This window comes from Euzebya rosea, assembly GCF_003073135.1.
Lineage (GTDB): Bacteria > Actinomycetota > Nitriliruptoria > Euzebyales > Euzebyaceae > Euzebya > Euzebya rosea.
Genome location: NZ_PGDQ01000001.1, coordinates 154,403 through 172,257, shown reverse-complemented (window position 1 = coordinate 172,257; position 17,855 = coordinate 154,403). Strand labels below are relative to the sequence as shown.

Annotated in this window: 14 protein-coding genes and 1 tRNA gene; 7 read left to right on the top strand and 8 right to left on the bottom strand. The window is 71.9% G+C overall.

Annotation, left to right across the window (positions count from 1 at the left end; translation table 11 throughout):
* Nucleotides 1-62 precede the first annotated feature (62 nt).
* The 3 genes from CUC05_RS00675 to CUC05_RS00665 all read left to right on the top strand — a co-directional run bounded on the left by CUC05_RS00675 (nt 63) and on the right by CUC05_RS00665 (nt 1,856).
* Entirely contained in the window at nt 63-929 is an 867-nt protein-coding gene (locus tag CUC05_RS00675) for a PaaX family transcriptional regulator (RefSeq protein WP_108664147.1), read from the top strand.
* Nucleotides 930-996: 67 nt separating this feature from the next.
* A tRNA-Arg gene (locus CUC05_RS00670) sits at nt 997-1,069 on the top strand.
* A gap of 301 nt (nt 1,070-1,370) precedes the next feature.
* Entirely contained in the window at nt 1,371-1,856 is a 486-nt protein-coding gene (locus CUC05_RS00665; protein WP_108664146.1) for a cyclic nucleotide-binding domain-containing protein, read from the top strand.
* A gap of 6 nt (nt 1,857-1,862) precedes the next feature.
* On the opposite strand, the gene CUC05_RS00660 is transcribed toward CUC05_RS00665, so the two are convergent.
* The 6 genes from CUC05_RS00660 to CUC05_RS00635 all read right to left on the bottom strand — a co-directional run bounded on the left by CUC05_RS00660 (nt 1,863) and on the right by CUC05_RS00635 (nt 8,595).
* Nucleotides 1,863-3,014, bottom strand: coding sequence for an osmoprotectant NAGGN system M42 family peptidase (locus CUC05_RS00660; protein WP_205712058.1), 1,152 nt, complete (start codon nt 3,012-3,014; stop codon nt 1,863-1,865).
* Nucleotides 3,011-4,822, bottom strand: coding sequence for an N-acetylglutaminylglutamine synthetase (gene ngg, locus CUC05_RS00655; RefSeq protein WP_108664145.1), 1,812 nt, complete (start codon nt 4,820-4,822; stop codon nt 3,011-3,013). Before ngg ends, CUC05_RS00660 begins: the two co-directional genes overlap by 4 nt.
* A 3-nt stretch (nt 4,823-4,825) precedes the next feature.
* Nucleotides 4,826-6,601 carry an N-acetylglutaminylglutamine amidotransferase gene (locus CUC05_RS00650; protein WP_108664144.1) on the bottom strand — a complete coding sequence of 592 codons (1,776 nt, stop codon included), beginning with the start codon at nt 6,599-6,601 and terminating at the stop codon, nt 4,826-4,828.
* A 189-nt stretch (nt 6,602-6,790) separates the two neighbouring features.
* Complete coding sequence (locus CUC05_RS00645) at nt 6,791-7,189, bottom strand: FKBP-type peptidyl-prolyl cis-trans isomerase (protein WP_108664143.1); 399 nt, start codon at nt 7,187-7,189, stop codon at nt 6,791-6,793.
* Nucleotides 7,190-7,238: 49 nt separating this feature from the next.
* A complete protein-coding gene (locus tag CUC05_RS25475) occupies nt 7,239-8,270 on the bottom strand; it encodes an FKBP-type peptidyl-prolyl cis-trans isomerase (RefSeq protein WP_240606172.1) in 1,032 nt (343 codons plus the stop codon).
* Between the two features lie 121 nt (nt 8,271-8,391).
* Nucleotides 8,392-8,595, bottom strand: coding sequence for a hypothetical protein (locus CUC05_RS00635; RefSeq protein ID WP_108664142.1), 204 nt, complete (start codon nt 8,593-8,595; stop codon nt 8,392-8,394).
* Nucleotides 8,596-8,803: 208 nt separating this feature from the next.
* Here CUC05_RS00635 and CUC05_RS00630 point away from each other — a divergent pair, with 208 nt between their 5' ends.
* Nucleotides 8,804-9,667 (top strand): Fpg/Nei family DNA glycosylase, encoded by an 864-nt coding sequence (locus CUC05_RS00630; protein WP_108664141.1) that lies wholly within the window; start codon nt 8,804-8,806, stop codon nt 9,665-9,667.
* A 5-nt stretch (nt 9,668-9,672) separates the two neighbouring features.
* Here CUC05_RS00630 and CUC05_RS00625 read toward each other — a convergent pair whose 3' ends face one another.
* Nucleotides 9,673-14,388 carry a DEAD/DEAH box helicase gene (locus tag CUC05_RS00625; RefSeq protein WP_108664140.1) on the bottom strand — a complete coding sequence of 1,572 codons (4,716 nt, stop codon included), beginning with the start codon at nt 14,386-14,388 and terminating at the stop codon, nt 9,673-9,675.
* Between the two features lie 116 nt (nt 14,389-14,504).
* Between CUC05_RS00625 and CUC05_RS25065 the strand changes: the two genes are divergently transcribed.
* Nucleotides 14,505-14,864, top strand: a complete 360-nt coding sequence (locus CUC05_RS25065; RefSeq protein ID WP_170127869.1) for an ATP-binding protein — start codon at nt 14,505-14,507, stop codon at nt 14,862-14,864.
* Nucleotides 14,861-15,634 (top strand): RNA polymerase sigma factor SigF, encoded by a 774-nt coding sequence (locus CUC05_RS00620; RefSeq protein ID WP_205712057.1) that lies wholly within the window; start codon nt 14,861-14,863, stop codon nt 15,632-15,634. The genes CUC05_RS25065 and CUC05_RS00620 overlap by 4 nt, the downstream gene beginning before the upstream one ends.
* A 49-nt stretch (nt 15,635-15,683) precedes the next feature.
* On the opposite strand, the gene CUC05_RS00615 is transcribed toward CUC05_RS00620, so the two are convergent.
* The gene (locus tag CUC05_RS00615) at nt 15,684-16,403 is read right to left on the bottom strand and encodes a YczE/YyaS/YitT family protein (RefSeq protein WP_108664139.1); all 720 of its coding nucleotides are present in this window, start codon (nt 16,401-16,403) and stop codon (nt 15,684-15,686) included.
* Nucleotides 16,404-16,485: 82 nt separating this feature from the next.
* Here CUC05_RS00615 and CUC05_RS00610 point away from each other — a divergent pair, with 82 nt between their 5' ends.
* On the top strand, nt 16,486-17,847 hold the full coding sequence (locus tag CUC05_RS00610; protein ID WP_108664138.1) for a serine hydrolase domain-containing protein: 1,362 nt from the start codon (nt 16,486-16,488) through the stop codon (nt 17,845-17,847).
* The last annotated feature ends 8 nt before the right edge of the window (nt 17,848-17,855 follow it).

The following is a 17,855-nucleotide window of genomic DNA, read 5'->3' as shown; positions in this document are numbered from 1 at the left end:
CGCCGCCCCGACGATCCGGGCCTATGCTGTAACACGTCAGGTCACCGTCCCGGGAGGTCCACGTGCGCGCACGATCCGCGCTGTTCACCCTCTTCGGGGACGTCGTCCGGCCGACGGGCGGGGAGGCGTGGCTCTCGACGATCACCGCCGCGATGGGCACCCTCGGGTTCAACCCGCAAGCCGTCCGCACGGCGCTGCACCGCATGACGGGTGAGGGCTGGGTCGAACCCCGACGGGCCGGGCGGTACGCCGCCTACCGGCTGACCGACAAGGGCGTGACGCGCCTGGACGAGGCGGCCGAGCGGATCTACCGGCTGCGAACGCGGCCGTGGGACGGGTCGTGGCGCATGTTGGTCACCCCCGGGCTGGACGAGTTCGACGCCGACGGCGAGCTGGCCGCGGAGCTCGGGTGGATCGGCTACGGACGCCTCGAGCCGACCGTCTGGGTCAGCCCCCACGACCACGGCCGCGCCGTCGAGGCGGTGCTCGACCGCATGCCCGAGGCGGCCCGCGTTGACGTGATGCGGATGACCGCTCGGGTCGAGGGCCCCGACGACACCCTGGCCCACCTGGCCTGGGACCTGGAGCGGCTGCGGGCGGACCACCGGGCGTTCCTCGAGGAGTGGACCGACGTGCAGGTCCCCGAAGACGGCGAGGCCGCGTTCGCCGCCCGGCTGCGGCTGGTGCATCGGTGGCGGTCGTTCCTCTTCGCCGACCCGGGCCTGCCGGCAGCGGTCCTGCCCGACGACTGGCTCGGCCAGCCGGCCGCCGAGGCGTTCCGCCGGGCCTACGAGGCCCTGCTCGGACCCTCGCTGGACTGGTACGCCGACCAGCGCGAGGCCGCTGCCGCGACCGCCGGGCCGACCGAGACCCCGCACCCCGTCACCCCCGACCCCAACCCCTTCGCGCAGGGACTGGCGGCGCTGTAGCCGGGCGATCGGACGCCGCGGCGCCATGTGGCCCGAGCCGCCCCGACCGGCTACCATCCCCTCCCTTGCCCCCGTAGCTCAGGGGATAGAGCACTGGTTTCCGGAACCAGGTGTCGGGCGTTCGAATCGCTCCGGGGGCGCTTGGGACAGCAACGCATAGCGTTGCTGTCTCGCGCCCGAAAGGGCGCTCGAGGTCCCAAGCGCCTACGGCGCTGTCCTCCCCAAGGGGGCTCCGCCCCCTTTCGAACCCCCGAGGGCCGAGTCCCTCAAGCGCGTCGACTCACCGTTGTGGCCCGCCGACCAGGCGACACACACCACAGGCCTGTCGTCTCACCGGCACCCGCCGCCGACCCGGGCGACACGCGTCGGGGTGGGCCGGGCGACCGGCACACGGAATCCGGGGGCGTGTATCAGCGAGGCCGGTCGGCGCTCCTTGAGGGCATGACCATCGCACCCACGCTCCCGGAGGTCCGCGCCATGCGCGACACCACGACCGCACCCGATGACCTGCGTCCGTCCACCTGCCTGCGGATCGGGCTGACGCTGGAGGAGGCGCTGGCCCCACCCGTCCTGCCCGTTCCGCTCGACCCGGCCGAGGTCGAGGTGGCCAGGCGCATGTTCACCATCGTGTCGGTGACCGACGGCGACCGCCTTGCCGTGCCCGGCCCGCCCTCGCCGCGTGCCTTCGTGATCGTCAGCGGCAGGGCAGTCGCCAGCCGTCCCGGCCACCGTGACCTCGTCATCTCGCGCGGCACAACCATCGGCCTGCGCTGCATGCGGCAGCGGCGGATCCAGCTGCGGACCGTGCATGCCCTCACCGACATGCAGCTGCTGCTGATCCGCTGCTCGGTCGCCGACACGCTCGACGCGGCGCTCCCCCGACTCGCCGACGCCCTCGACCGGTGCGTCGACGGCGCGTCGTCCTGAGACCGATCAGGACGGGTCGACCTTCAGGCCGACCTCCTGCTCCTGCTCGGGGAACGTCTCCACCGGCCCGGAGGGCTCGGCGTCGTGGGCGAAGATGAACGGCACCTGGAGGTACCCGGCCACGAGCTGGGCGATCCGCTCGACGCCGTCGATGTGGGTGCGCTCCCAGCCATGGCTGGCGTCGGTGCCGAAGCCGATCAGCGCCGCACGCATCTCGGCCCCGGCCTCCAGCGCCGCCGCGATGTCGGAGCGGTAGAACGTGAACAGGTCCCGCTCGAAGGGGATCCCGAGGTGCCGACACATGGCGTCCATGCGCCGGGTCAGGTGGTAGTCGAACGGGCCCGACATGTCGTGCATCGCGATGTTGACGGTGTCCTCGCGGGAGTGCTGCCCCGGCGCGACGACGGCGGCGTCGATCGACAGCGTCTCGGCCACGTCCGGGCCGAGGTTGGTCGCCCCCAGGCCCACCTCCTCGGCCACGGTGCACACCAGCGTGGCGGTCACCGGGACGGGCAGCCCGGACTCCTTGACGGCCTTGAACGCCGCCATCGCCGCCGCCACACCGGCCTTGTTGTCGAGGTGCCGCGCGTTGATGAACCCCGAGTCGCTGATGGACGGCAGCGCGTGCGGGGCGACGAAGTCACCGATCTGGATGCCGAGGGCACGCACGTCCTCGGCCCCCTCGACCCGCTCGTCGATGCGCACCTCGACGTTGTCCCACGCGACCGGCTGGGTGTCGACCTCGATGTCGAAGGCGTGCCCCGAGGACTTCAGCGGCAGGATCGTGCCGGTGTAGCTGGTCCCCGGCTCGTCGGTGAAGATCGTCACCCGGGCGCCCTCGGCGAAGCGGGCCGCCCACGTGCCCACCGGGACGACCCGCAGCCGTCCGTTGGGCTTGATGTCCTTGACCATGCAGCCGATCGTGTCGGCGTGCACGACGACGACCCGCTTGAGGTCCTCGCGCTCACCGGTCATCTCCGCGTGCAGGACACCTCGCCGGGTCAGCTCGACCGGCAGGCCCAGCTGCTCGACCTCCTCCCCCAGCAGCCGCATGATCTCGTCGGTGCGACCGGTGGGGCTGGGTGTCTCCAGCAGCCGGACCATCAGGTCCACCATGTAGTCGCGGTCGATCTCCAGCAGCTTGGGCTCGGTGGTCACTCGTCGGTCGCTTCCTCGGGGGTGTCGGTGCGGGGCAGTCGGGCGGGGGTGCCTGCCGTCCTGCGGGTGCGCGGGAACAGCAGGTCGAGGAACGCCTGGGCGGTCGGCTGGGGCTCGTGGTTGGCCAGGCCCGGGCGTTCGTTGGCTTCGATGATGACGTACTCGGGGCGTTCGACATCCGGCACCAGCAGGTCGATGCCCACCACGGGGATGTCGAGGACCTCGGCGGCGGACACGGCGGCCTCGGCGAGCGTCGGGTGCAGGCGCGCGGTCACGTCGTGGATCGTGCCGCCCGTGTGCAGGTTGGCGGTGCGACGCACCTGCACCGTGCGGCCGGCAGGTACGACGTCGTGGGTGGCGAACCCCTGGTCGGCGATCGTGTCGTAGGTGTGGTCGTCCATCGGGATCACGGACTCGCCGCCGGTAGCGGCCTGGCGGCGCCGGCTCTGCGAACCGATCAGCTGGTCGAGGGACTTGCGGCCGTCGCCGACGACCATGGCGGGCCGACGCACGGCCGCCGCGATCACCTTCCCGTCGATGACGATGATGCGCAGGTCCTCGCCGTCGACGAGCTCCTCCATCAGCACGATCGGGCAGACCCGGGCGGCCTCGTCGATGGCCCGCATCAGGTGGTCGGGCGTGCGCACGCCGACGGTGATGCCGTTCCCCTGCTCACCACGGGCAGGCTTGACGACGACCTCGCCGTGGGCGTCGAGGAACGTCAGGTCCTCGGCGTCGCGCCCGACGACACGTCCCGCGGGCACCGACAGGCCGGCGCCCTCCAGCAGCCGACGGGTCAGGCGCTTGTCGTCGCAGCGGGTCATCGCCACGGCCGTGGTCAGGTCCGACAACGACTCGCGGGTGGCGATGGTCCGGCCGCCGTAGGTCAGCTTCATCAGGCCCGACTCGGCGTCGACGACATGGACGGCGATGCCCCGGCGGTGGGCCTCGTCGGCGATGATCTTCGCGTACGGGTTGAGCTTGCCCTCCTCCCCCATCGCGGTGTACAGGCCCTCGTTGATGGGGTTCTTGCGCTTGACCAGGAACACGGGGACACGTTCGAAGCCGAGCTTCTCGTACAGGCGGATGGCGGCGGTGTTGTCGTGCAGGACCGACAGGTCCATGTAGGCCCGGCCACGCGCCTTGAACCGCTCCGACAGGTGGCGGACCAGCGCCTCGCCGACGCCGGGGCGGGCGGTCTGGGGGTCGACCGCCAGGCACCACAACGACGATCCCGACTCGGGGTCGCCGAAGGCGTCGGTGTGGTCGATGCCGGTGACGGTGCCGACGATCTCGTTGCGGTCGGTGTCGACGGCCAGCAGGTAGACCACGCCGTTGTGTCGGTGGTTGGCCGACATGACGTCGGGGTCGGCGGTGACCATGCCGCAGGCGGCGTAGATCCGGTTGATCTCCTCGGCGTCGCCCGGCCGGTCCATCGGCCGCACGACGATGCCCTTCACCGGGTCCTTGCGGCTGCGGTAGCGATGCAGCCACAGGCGGTAGGTCAGCGACGGGTCGATGAACAGCTCCGCGGGGGCGCTGCCGACGAGCACCTGCGGGTCACGCAGGTACATGGCGATGTCGCGTTGCCCCGCACCCTCGTCGAGCAGGACGTCACGGATCGACCCGTGGTCGGCGAAGGTCTGGCCGAAGATCAGGCGCCCCCAGCCGAGGTCGACGGTGGACTGGGGACTCAGTCCCTCGGTCAGCCCCTCGACGGAGGGGTCGTGGTGACCTGTGGACAGCCGGTCACCACGGTTGACGCGTGGGTCGAAGCGCTTCGGGTTGCCAGGGTTGGCGGACGCCATGGGTCACACCCCGTGTGTCTGCAGCCACAGCTCGAGCAGCGCGAGCTGCCAGAGACGGTTGCCGCGCAGCGGTGTCAGGTCCTCGTTGGGGGCCTCGAGCAGTCGATCCAGGTAGGCGGGCGCGAAGAGGCCGCGCTGTCGGGCCGTGTCGCCGGTCACGGCCCCACGCACCATGTCCAGCACCTCGCCCTCCAGGTACTTCAGCGCCGGGACGGGGAAGTACCCCTTGGGCCGGTCGATGACCTCGCTGGGGATGACCTTGCGACCGGCTGCCTTGAGCAGCCCCTTGCCGCCGTCGGCGAGGTGCAGCTCCGGCGGGGCGGACGCGGCGAACTCCACGACCTCGTGGTCCAGGAACGGCACACGGGCCTCCAGGCCCCACGCCATCGTCATGGAGTCCACGCGCTTGACGGGGTCGTCGACCAGCATCACGTTGGCGTCCAGGCGCAGGCCCCGGTCAAGGGCGCTGTCGGCACCCGGGGCACCGAAGTGCTCGGCCACGAAGGCTCCGGAGGCGTCGTGGTCCAGCCGGTAGGCCGGCGAGAGGACGTCGGCCATGTGCTCGTGGGGACGGTCGAAGAACGCCGCACGGTAGGTGGCCAGCGCCTCCTCGGGCGTCACGTCGGCCAGCGGCGGATACCAGTGGTACCCGGCGAACAGCTCGTCGGCGCCCTGCCCGGACTGCACGACCTTGATGTTCTTGGCGACCTCCTGGCTGAGGAGGTAGAAGCCGACGCAGTCGTGGCTGACCATCGGCTCGTTCATCGCGGCGATGGTCGGCGGCAGCGCCTCGAGGGTCCGCAGGCCGGGCACGCGGATCTGGTGGTGGTCGGTGTCGAACTCGCGGGCGATGATGTCGGAGTACTCGAACTCGTCACCGGCCTCGCCACGTATGGCCCCGAAGCCCACGGAGAAGGTCGACAGCCCCTGCTGGCCCTGCTCGGCGAGCAGCCCGACGACGAGGGAGGAGTCGAGGCCGCCGGACAGCAGCACACCGACAGGCACGTCGGCGACGAGCCGGCGGGTGACCGCCCGGCGCATGACGTCGAGGGTCCCGTCGACCCAGTCGGCGTGCGTCCAGTCCGAGCGGTCCTCCCGGCGGGCCCACTCGGCCTTCCAGTAGGTGCGCTGGCTGGTCGTGCCGTCACCGGCGATGCGCATGACGGTGGCCGGGGGCAGCTTGCGGACACCGCGCAGGATCGTGCGCGGGGCAGGGACGACGGAGTGGAACGTCAGGTAGTGGTGGAGGGCGACCAGGTCGATCTCGGTGTCGATCCCGCCGCCGGCCAGCAGGGCCGGCAGGGTCGAGGCGAACCGCAGCCGACCGGCCCCCTCCGCGAGGTACAGGGGCTTGATGCCCAGGCGGTCGCGGGCCAGCACCGTCTCGCCGGTGCGCTCGTCGTGGATCGCGAAGGCGAACATGCCCTGCAGGCGGTCCAGCAACCCCTCGCCCCAGTGCATCCAGCCGACGAGGATGACCTCGGTGTCGCTGGTGGAGCGGAACTCCCAGCCGGCCTCGGCCAGCTCCTGCCGCAGCTCGGGGTAGTTGTAGATGCAGCCGTTGAAGACCAGCCCGTACCGGTCGCGACGCATCGGCTGCGCGCCGGCGTCGGACAGGTCGATGATCTTCAGCCGGCGGTGGCCGAGGGCGACGCGGCCGAGGATCTCCATCCCCTGCCCGTCGGGTCCTCGGTCGTCCATGGTCGCGGCCATCCTGGCCACGGCACGATCATCCGGATGGCGTCCGTCGAAGCGATGCTCGCCGGCGAAGCCGCACATGTGTGGTCACACCCTTGGGTGGGATAGAGGTCAAGGTCGGTTCGTCGCGGTCGCCCGACCCGCAGCCCGCAGGGGCGGCGGTGACATCGGCGGGCGGCCTCGATCTGGTCACGCATGGTTCCCAGGACTGGCCTCGGTCATACCTGTTCGGGCCGGCGAACGCCAGCCCGAACAGCTGCATCGTGGGTTCTAGACGGCCACCAGGTCGATGACGAAGACGAGCGTGTCGTTGGCCGCGATGGCGGGGGTGGGCGACTGGGCGCCGTAGCCCTTGTGCGGCGGGATGACCAGCATGCGACGGCCGCCGACCTTCATGCCGGGGATGCCCTCGGTCCAGCCGGCGATGACCTGGTTGAGGCCGAAGGAGATGGTGTCCCCCCGGTCCCAGGAGGCGTCGAACTGCGTGCCCCCGTGGGTCCACGACACGCCCACGTAGTGGACGGTCACGGTCGCGTTGGGGCCGGCCTCGGGGCCGTCGCCCTCGACCAGGTCGGTGACGACCAAGTCAGCGGGGGGCGGCGCGTCGGGGAGGGAGATGACGGGCTTGGCGCCCCGGTCACCGGTGACGGTGATGTCTGCTGCGGACATGGATGACTCCTGTGGATGCTTGGGGGTGTCGGCGGTCGGGGCCGGCTGGTCAGCCGGCGATCTCGACCATGTCGATGACGAAGACGAGCGTGTCGTTGGCCGCGATGGCCGGGCTCGGGGCAGAGGCACCGTAGGCCATGTCCGGCGGGATGATCAGCAGCCGGCGGCCGCCGACCTTCATGCCCGGGATGCCCTCGGTCCAGCCGGGGATGACGCCGGACAGCGGGAAGGTGGCGGGTTCGCCGCGGTCCCAGGAGGAGTCGAACTCCTCGCCGTCGTTGGTCCACGACACGCCGACGTAGTCGGTGGTGACGGCGGCGTCGAACGGCACGACCTCGCCGTCGCCCTCGACGATGTCGACCACGACGAGCTCGGCCGGCGGCTCACCGCCGGGCAGCGTGATCTCGGGCTTGCTGTCCAGGTCGCCCTCGACCTCGACGCCGCGGGCGTCGGTTGTGGGGGTGATGGGCTCCGGCGGCGGGACGACCTCGACGAGGTCGATGACGAACACGAGGGTGTCGTTGGCCGCGATGGCCGGGCTCGGGGCCGCCTCGCCGTAGGCCTGGTCCGGTGGGATGATCAGCAGCCGGCGGCCGCCGACCTTCATGCCGGGGATGCCCTCGGTCCAACCCTGGATCACGCCCGACAGCGGGAACGTCGCCGGTTCGCCACGGTCCCAGGAGGAGTCGAACTCCTCGCCGTCGTTGGTCCACGACACGCCGACGTAGTCGGTGGTGACGGTCGCGCCCTCGGGGACGACCTCGCCGTCGCCCTCGACGATGTCCACCACGACCAGCTCGGCCGGCGGCTCGCCGTCGGGCAGCGTGATCTCGGGCTTGCTGTCGAGGCCCTCGGAGACCTCGACACCGCGGGCGTCGGTCGACACCTCGACGGTGGAGGTGGCGTCGGCGTCATCCTCGGCCGCGGAGTCCTCGCTCGTCGTGTCGGTGGCCGTGTCGGTCGCGGCGGACTCCGAGGCGTCCTCGGTGGTGGCGTCCGTGCTGGCACCGCAGGCGGTGGCGAGCAGGGACAGGCAGGCGAGCAGCACGGCCAGCGTGCGCGTGGAGGGGCGTGAAATCATGGGCGGCGACGGTAGCAGCACGATCGGGGCCCACCGCTCGGCCCCCCGGACCGGTACGGCCGTCCGACCGGCGTATCCAGGCCAGGTCCTGTCGAGCCCGGTCCTATCGGGCCTGGTCGTCTCAGGCCTGGTCTTCGTCCTCGGCGATCCGCTGCTGGCCGAGCACCTCGTCGATGCGGGCGAGCAAGTCGTCGTCGGCGTCCCCACCGGCTGGTGCGGCGGTGTACCGCAGCGGCACGAGTCCCTCGGCGCGGGCGGCAACGCGTTCCTGGCGGTGCCGCGCTCGCAGGCGGAGCTCCCGGCGGTCGATCCGGATCTGCTCCATGCCTGCCCCCTTCCGGGCTGTCACGAGGTCGATTTTCCTTCACCTGTGATATCGGCACGCGGGCGGCCAACTCAAGGATTCGGTGTGGGTGCGATCAGTTGAACGTCGAGAAGTGTCCGATCGGTTTCGCCATGGTTTCCCCCACGAGGGTTTCGTCACACCTGCTCGTTAGGATGGCCACGATGACGACCGGGCTGGATGGCTGAGGGTGCCCGAGGGCGACACCATCTTCCGGGCCGCAGCGACGTTGCAGCGCGCCATGGCCGGCAAGGTCATCACCGGGGTCGACACGACGGTGCCGCAGGTCCGGCGACTGATGCCCGAACGGCTGGTCGGCCAGACCGTCGAACGGGTCGAGGCGCGGGGCAAGCACCTGCTGCACTGGTTCGCCCCGTCGGGTCTGGCGTTGCACACCCACATGCGGATGACCGGGTCGTGGCACACCTATCCACCCGGCGGCAAGTGGCGCAAGCCCGCCCACTTCGCGAAGCTCGTGCTTCGGACCGCCGACGTCGAGGCCGTGGCGTTCTCCGTCCCGGTCGTCGAGCTGCTGTCGGCGGCGCAGGTCGCCAGCCACCGGGCGATCGCCAACCTCGGCCCCGACCCGCTGCACGTCCCCGAGGGCGAGCAGCTGGACCTGCCGGAGTCCCGCAAGCGGCTGGACACGCTGGCCGACACCCCGATCGGCGTGGCCCTGCTCGACCAGCGGGTGCTGGCCGGGGTCGGCAACGTCTACAGGAACGAGGTCCTGTTCATCTGCCGGGTGGACCCGTGGACACCCGTGGCCGAGGTGCCGCCGGAGGTCCGGGATCGACTGCTGGCCGTGTCCGCCGCGCTGCTGCAGGCCAACATCGCCCACGGCGGGTCCGGTCGCATCACCACCCGTCCCCCCGCCCAGGTGGCACGGTTGACCGGCCGCCAAAGGGGATCGGAGTCGGTCTGGGTCTACGGCAAGGCGGGACGGCCGTGCCCCCGGTGCAGCACGCCGATCCGGTCGGCGTCGCTGGGTGATCACGCCCGGGTGACCTACTGGTGCCCCAGCTGCCAGGGGCCCGGTCCCCGTCGACGCTGAGCTGCCTACCGCCGGACCAGGCCCTTGGGGTGGTCGGTGAAGCCGGCCTCACGCAAGGAGGTGATCAGCGGCTGCTGGGCCGGGACCTCGCCGTCGACCTTGGTGATGCGCAGGTCGCGGACCCGGCCGGCCTCGACCAGGCCGGCGGCCGCAGCCGCGGCGGCGTCGAGCCGTGCCCGGTCGTCGGTGAAGGTCAGCACGGTGCGGCCGCCCTTGTCGAGGAACAGCACGAGGTGACCGTCGACCAGCACCACGTGGGCACCGGCGACCCGTCGAGCACGTCCCTTGCCCCCTTCGGAGGGTGTCGGCCAGGCGACCGCGGCGCCGTAGACGTTCGCCGGGTCGGTGGCGGCCAGCGCGATGACCTCGGGTTCGACATCGGGACGTTCGACGTCCTCGCGCATCGATCGCAGCCGGTCAACGGCGCCCGCCAGCGCGAACTGCGCCCCGCCCATGCCCTCCACGAAGTACCCGCGACGGGCACGGCCGGCCTCCTCCATGGCCTTCAGCACCGGGTAGATGCCGCTGAACGAACCCGGCGTCGCCACGTGTGCGGCGTCGATCACGTTGCCCTCTGCCACGACCGAGTCCCTGGTCACGACGCCGTAGCGGGCCAGCATCACGGCAGCCCTGGCGGCGATCCGTTCGGTGGCAGGCACACCCGGTCCGACGACGTCGGCCACGAGCGACCAGCGGCCGGCCGCCGATGGCGGCCCGGTTCGGCTGGCGACACGGCCGGGGCGCCTCGCCCGGCCCGAACGGCCACGGCGGAGCGGGCCGGCCCCGGTCAGGGCGCGCAGCGGCTGGAGGCTGTCGTTGGTGACGAGGCCCTGCCAGACCAGGTCCCACAGGGCCGCCAGCGCGTCGGCTTCGTCGCCCCCACCCGCGGCCCGGTACAGGTCCGGCCAGAAGGAGGCGCCGCGGCTGGTCAGGTGGTCGACGATCGCCTGCTGGGGCTCGTCGAGGCCGTCGGGGACCGCAGGCACGTCGATCAGCAGTGCGGCCTGGTCGCGCAGGTACAGCCCGACGCGGCCGTCGCTGGACCCGAGCGCGCCCAGCCCGGCCCAGACGATGTCGCCGGTCGCCGCGAGCTCGTCCAGCCACGCGGGGGTGTAGCCGCGGACCCTGGTGGACAGCACGTCGCGTTCGAGGATGGACGCAGGGATGGGCGCGCCCTGCAGCTGCTCGACGACCTCGAAGGTGCGGTCCACCCCCGGCGTGCGGGGTGACATCGCCGCGCCCTGCCAGGCCGGGACGAACCGGGCCAGCACCTCGGGGCCGACGGGTTCGACCTCGCGTCGCAGCGCCGCCAACGATCGGCGACGCAGCCGTCGAAGGACGCTGTTGTCGATCCACTCGCGGCCGGCTCCCGGCCGGGCACCACCGACGCCGTCGGGCCTGAAGTGGCCCGAGGTCAGGCGTTGCTGCTCGGCCAGCGCCGCGCAGGCCAGGTCGACGGCGTTGCGTGGCAGCCCGAGCCTGGCCGACACCTCGGCCGGCAGGAACGGGCCATGGGTGCGCGCGAACCGGGCGACGAGGTCCAGCAGCGGCTGCTCGACCGCCTGACCCAGCACCGCGGGCAGCCCGACGGGGACGGGCACGCCCAGCCCGTCGCGCATGCGGGCGGCGTCCTCGACGGCGACCCACCGGTCCTCCCCCGCCACCCGGGCGAGGTAGATCCGTCGTTCGCGCTCGAGCTCGGCCAGCCACTCATCTGCGGGGCCGTCGGTGCGTGCGACGACCTCGTCGGTGCGCAGGTCACCGACGACGCGCAGCAGGTCGGCGACGTCGTCGGCGGTTCGGGCGTGGCGCTCGGGCACCAAGCGCTGCAGCTCGAGCTCCAGCTCGGTCAGCGCGTCGGTGTCGATCAGGTCGCGCAGCTCGTCGGCGCCGAGCAGCTCGGCCAGCAGGTCGCGGTCGAGCGTCAGCGCCGAGGCCCGCCGTTCGGCCAGCGGGGCGTCGCCGTCGTACATGTAGCCGGCGACGTAGTCGAACAGCAGCGACGACGCGAAGGGCGAGGCGATCTCGGTGGCGACCTGGGAGACCCTGACCTTGCGGCTGTTGATGTCGCCGAGCAGGCCGCGCAGCGCCGGGACGTCGAAGACGTCGCGCAGGCACTCGCGATAGGCCTCCAGCACGATGGGGAAGGACCCGAACCGGCTGGCCACCCGCAGCAGGTCCTGTGCCCGCTGGCGTTGCTGCCACAGGGGGGTTCGGCCACCCGGCCGTCGCTTGGGCAGCAGCAGCGCCCGCGCCGCGCACTCGCGGAACCGGCTGGCGAACAACGTGGAGTTGGCCAGCTCGCCGACGACCAGGTCCTCGACCTCGTCGGCGGTGGGCAGCAGCACCTCGAGCAGGGTGCGGTCGTCGGTCCAGTCCGGGACCGGCTCGGGTGCCGGCGCCGCGTCGTCGTCGGCCCCGTCCGGGCCGAAGCCCCCGACACCGAAGTCGTCCAGCCCGTGGAGGCCGGGCAGGTCCCCCCAGCCGGCGTCGGGGAGCCGCAGGACGATCCCGTCGTCGGAGACCATCGTGGCGATCTCGATCCCGAACCGCTCGCGAGCACGTGCCTCGATCGCCAGCGCCCACGGGGCATGGACCCGTCCGCCGAAGCTCGAGAGGATGCAGACACGCCAGTCGCCGATCTCGTCGCGGAACCGCTCGACGACGATCTGCCGGTCCGACGGCAGGACCCCGGTGGCCTCGCGCTGGTCCTCGACGTAGGCGCTGAGGTTGGTCGCGGCCAGCTCGTCCAGGCCGTACCGCTCGCGCAGCGTGGCGATGGCGTCAGCCGGCGCGGACCTGGCGACCTCGCCGAGGAAGGCCCCGACGGCCCTGCCGACCTCAACCGGGCGGCTGGGCGTGTCCCCGTGCCAGAACGGCAGCCGGCCGGGTTCGCCGGGGGCCGGGGTGACCAGCACCTGGTCGCGGGTGATGTCCTCGATCCGCCAGGTCGATGCACCGAGCACGATCGTCTCGCCCGGGCGGGTCTCGTAGACCATCTCCTCGTCGAGCTCGCCCACCCGACGGCCCGGGCCCTCGCCGGCGAGGAACACCCCGTACAGGCCACGGTCGGGGATGGTGCCGCCGGAGGTCACGGCGATCCGCTGGGCCCCGCGACGTCCCGTGATGGAGTCGGCGACGCGGTCCCAGTTGAGCCGTGGGCGGAGCTCGGCGAACTCGTCGGAGGGGTAGCGGCCCGCCAGCATGTCCAGCACCCCGTCGAGCTGCGACCGGGACAGGTCGGCGAACGGCGCGGCACCCCGCAGCACGGCGAACAGATCGTCGACCTGCCAGGTGTCCATCGACACCATGGCGACGACCTGCTGGGCCAGGACGTCCAGCGGATTGCGCGGGTAGGACGTCGTCTCGATCTCGCCGTCGAGCATCCGTCGCGTGACCACGGCCGCCTCGACCAGGTCGCCCCGGTACTTGGGGAAGATCTTGCCGACCGAGGGGGCCCCGACCTGGTGTCCGGCACGGCCGATCCGCTGCAGGCCGCTGGCGACGCTGCCGGGCGACTCGACCTGGATGACCAGGTCCACCGCCCCCATGTCGATGCCGAGCTCGAGGGACGAGGTGGCGACGACGCACGGCAGGCGGCCGGCCTTGAGGTCCTCCTCGATCAGCATCCGTTGCTCGCGGGCGACCGAGCCGTGGTGGGCGCGGGCGATGATCGGCGGGGCACCGGGGGGGTCGGCGCCGTCCTCGGTCGACTGCTCGGCCAACCACCGTTCGGCCGCCAGGTCGTTCAGCCGGGCGCACAGCCGCTCGCTGAGGCGCCGGGAGTTGGTGAACACGATCGTGGACCGGTGGGCCATGACCAGGTCGAGCACCAGGGGATGCACGGCCGGCCAGATCGACCGGCGTGCGTCCATCGACGGGGTCTCCGACATGTAGCCGGTCGACCCGGCCGACGCGGGTCCCTCGGGCGTGGACGGGATCGTCTCGCCCAGCCGCGCCATGTCCTCGACCGGGACGACGACCTCGATGTCGAGCACCTTGTCGCTGGCGACCTCGACGATCCGGACCGGTCGGGGCTGCCAGCCGTCGGCGCCGACCGTGCCGCCGCCGAGGAACGTGGCGACCTCCGTCAGGGGTCGCTGGGTTGCCGACAGGCCGATGCGCTGCAGCGGGCGGTCGGCGCCGGCCTCGGCCCGCAGCGCCTCGAGACGTTCCATCGAGGCGGCCATGTGGGCGCCACGCTTGGATCCGGCGACCGCGTGGACCTCGTCGATGATGACGGTGTCGACGCCGGCGAGGGTCGTCCGCGCCCGCGACGTCAGGTAGAGGAACAACGACTCGGGCGTGGTGATCAGGATGTCGGGGGGGTCCGACACCAACCGGCGGCGTTCCTTGGGGTCGGTGTCACCGGAGCGCAGCCCGACGGTGACGGGGTTCAGCTGCACGCCGAGCCGGGCGGCAGCCTGCTGGATGCCGACCAGCGGTGCCCGGAGGTTGCGGTCGACGTCGTAGGCCAGGGCCTTCAGCGGGGAGATGTAGAGCACCCGGGTGTGATCGGCAGGTGGTTCGGTGGTCAACCGGTCGATCGCGGCAAGGAAGGCCGCGAGGGTCTTGCCCGACCCGGTGGGGGCGCTGACCAGGACGCTGTCCCCCTCCACCGCGTGGCTCCATGCCCCGACCTGGGCGCGGGTGGGCGCGGGGAACGCCGCCCGGAACCACTCCCGCGTGGCCGGTCCGAACCGTTCCAGCACCTCGTCCATCCCGCAGGATCCTAGGTGCCCCCTGTGACATCGGGTGCCCCACGGTCGCGTCGAAGGCACTTTCGGTGTCGGGCCATGCGTGGATCCGCAGGACGTGGGTAGCCTGCCATTCACCCATGATCAGCCTGACCGTTCCCGCAGAGCCCAGTGCCCTGGCCGTCATCCGTGCCACCGCTGGGTCAATCGCCGCCCGTGCGTCACTGACGCTCGACCAGATCGACGACGTCCGCATGGCCGTGGAGGAGGCGGGCGTGGTGCTGCTGGCGGCTGGTGTACCGATCACGATGACGGCGGACCCCACGTCCTCGCCGTTTCGCATCGAGGTGTCGGTGCAGTCGGCGGACGGCGTGGAGATGGGCCGGGACACCCTTGCCTGGGTGATCCTCCAGGGCATGACCGACCACGTCGACCTGCAGCAGTCCACCGGCCAGACCACCGTCGTGATGCAGTTCCAGCAGGTGGCGACCGCCCGGTGAGCAGCGACGCCACCCGCGGTTACGACCGCGACGACACGCGTGAGCTGTTCCGACTGCTCCGCGAGACCGGCGACGAGCAGTACCGGGAACGGCTCTCCGAGCTGCACCTGCCGTTGGTGCGGTACCTCGCCAAGCGCTTCGCCGACCGCGGCGAGCCGTTGGAGGACCTCGTCCAGGTCGGCTCCGTCGGGCTGATGAAGGCCATCGACCGCTTCGACCTGGAGCGAGAGGTCAAGTTCTCCACCTACGCCACCCCGACGATCGTCGGCGAGATCAAGCGGTACTTCCGCGACTCCGGCTGGTCGGTTCGGGTGCCGCGCCGGCTGCAGGAGCTGTCGCTTCGCCTCGGCAAGGCCACGGCTCGGCTGCGCCAAGAGCTCGGTCGTGCCCCGACGGTCGCCGAGCTGGCCGCCGAGCTCGGCGTCACCGAGGACGAGGCCATCGAGGCCTACGACGCCTCCCTCGCCTACTCCACCGGCTCGCTGGACGCCAAGGTCGGCACCAGCGAGGACGGCGCCACCCTCGGCGAGATGCTGGGCGACGAGGACGCACGCCTGGACCAGATGGAGTACTTCGCCTCCATCGCCCCGGCGGTGGCTGACCTCGACGAACGCGAGCAGCGGATCCTGTACCTGCGCTTCTTCCAGGCGATGACCCAGTCCCAGATCGCCGAGGAGCTCGGCATCAGCCAGATGCACGTGTCGCGACAGCTGACGCGCACGTTGCGGTTCCTCCGGGCGCGCCAGGACGACCCGGACGCAACCTTCTGACCCCGACGGGGGCAGCAGCCCTCGACGTTGACGATCGGGCCGGTGGTGTTCAGCCGGTCCGGTCGACCCGACCGGCGACAGCGGTCTCGACCGCCGCAGCAGGTGTGATCTCGGCGCCCTCGGGCGCCGGTGGCCGCATCGCCTCGGGCAGCGGGGTGTCGGCCAGCCGGTGGCCGATCCGCAGGGCAGGCTCGATCAGCAGCGGGACGCCGAGGGTGACCGCGAAGGTGCCGATGCCGAACTGGCCACCCAGCATGATGCCGAGCACCACCACGAGGGCGTCGACGCCGAACCGGACCCACGAGGGACGCAGCCGGTACTTGCGGTAGACCCCCACGAACAACGAATCCTGCGCGGACGCGCCGAGGTCGGAGGCCAGGTAGAAGGCGACGCCGAAGGCGAGCAGGACCATGCCGACCCCGAGCTGGATCGACTGGCCGAGGATCGTGCCGGGCACCGGGACGACGTCGATGGCAGCGGTGATGCCGATGCCGCCGAACGCCAGCAGGACCGTGGCGATCCACGGTCGTTCACCCAGCCAGACCCAGGCGAGCACGATCGCCAGCGCGGCCTCGCCGAGGATCACCAGGTCGAGTCCCGCACCGGTCACCCGGGCGAGTCCCGTCTCCAGGACCTGCCACGACCCCACGCCGAGGTTGGCGTTGATCGACGTGGCGATCCCCACCAGCAGCAGCGCGACGCCGACGCCGAAGACGGCCCAGCGGCGAGGGGTGCCGAGGCCCGGTGTCGGCGTGCGCAACGTGGTCACCGCGCCACGGTAGACGTCCGGTCCGGTGCCACATCCCCGGCCACCGATGACCGTCCGGCCACCCGGTGGCTATGGTTCGCGCATGAGCCGCCGCCGCATGCTCCTCCTCGTCCTGCTCCTCGTCGTCGTGGCCCTCGGGGGCGCCGTCGCATGGGCCCGCCCGCTGCTGCTGACCGGCACCGGGTACGCCTCGCACAACGCCTGCGCCGTCCAGCTGGTCGCCGGCCGCGACGCCGATGCGCCCGCCGCCGACCTGCCGCCCAACCCGCTGGTCCCCGTGATGTCGACGAGCGTGGACGCCTCGGAGGGGACGGCGACCGCGGGGGTGTTCGGACTGTTCCGGCAGACGGCCCACCACATCGACGGCCTGGGTTGCACGCTGGCCGAGGATCGTCCCGACCTGCCGAGCCCACCAGCCGTGACGACCGACGCCGACGGCGAGTGGCCGGACGGCGACCGGGTCGACGCCCCACCGGCAGCGGTCGACACCGGCTTGCTGGCGCAGGCCATCGACGACGCCTTCGCCGAGGACGACCCGGAGGACCGGGCCGTCGGGACCCGTGCCGTCGTGGTCGTCCACGACGGGCGGATCGTGGCCGAGCGGTACGCCGACGGGTTCGACGCCGACACCCGACAGCTCGGCTGGTCCATGGCCAAGTCGGTGACCAACGCCATGGTCGGCCGGCTGGTCGCCGAGGGCGAGCTCGACGTCGAGGAGGACCACCTGCACGAGGACTGGACCGACGGCCGTGCCGACATCACCCTCGACGACCTGCTGCGCATGTCCAGCGGACTGGAGTGGGACGAGGCCTACTCGTTGGGCAGCGTCATCACCGAGATGTTGTACCTGCGCGAGGACATGGGCGGCTTCGCGGCCGCACAGCCCCTGGTCCACGACCCGGGCAGCCACCAGCAGTACTCCAGCGGCACCACCAACATCGTCTGCGACCTGCTGCAGGACCGGACGGGCATGGGCGTCGAGCTGGCCCACGAACTGGTGTTCCAGCCCCTCGGCATGGCGTCGGCCGTGCTGGAACCCGACGCCGACGGCGGGCTGGTCTGCTCCTCCTACCTGTGGGCGACGCCGCGCGACTGGGCACGGTTCGGCCTGTGGTTCGCCCGCGGTGGCGAGTGGGACGGGGTGCAGCTGCTGCCGGAGGACTGGGTCGAGTACTCCAGCCGAACCGAACCCCGGGAAGGCGAACAGGAGGGTCACGCCGCCCACTGGTGGGCCAACCGGATGCCCGACGGCACCCTGCAGCATGCCGACCTCCCGTCGGACACGTTCTGGGCATCGGGCCACGACGGCCAGAAGGTCTTCGTCGTGCCGTCCGCCGACCTCGTCGTGGTCCGCATGGGCTTCACGCCGGAGATCACCGGTGACGAGCTCGGCCTCGACCAGCTCGTCGCCGCTGCCCTGCGTTCGGTCGGCGAGGACAGCTGAGCCGACGC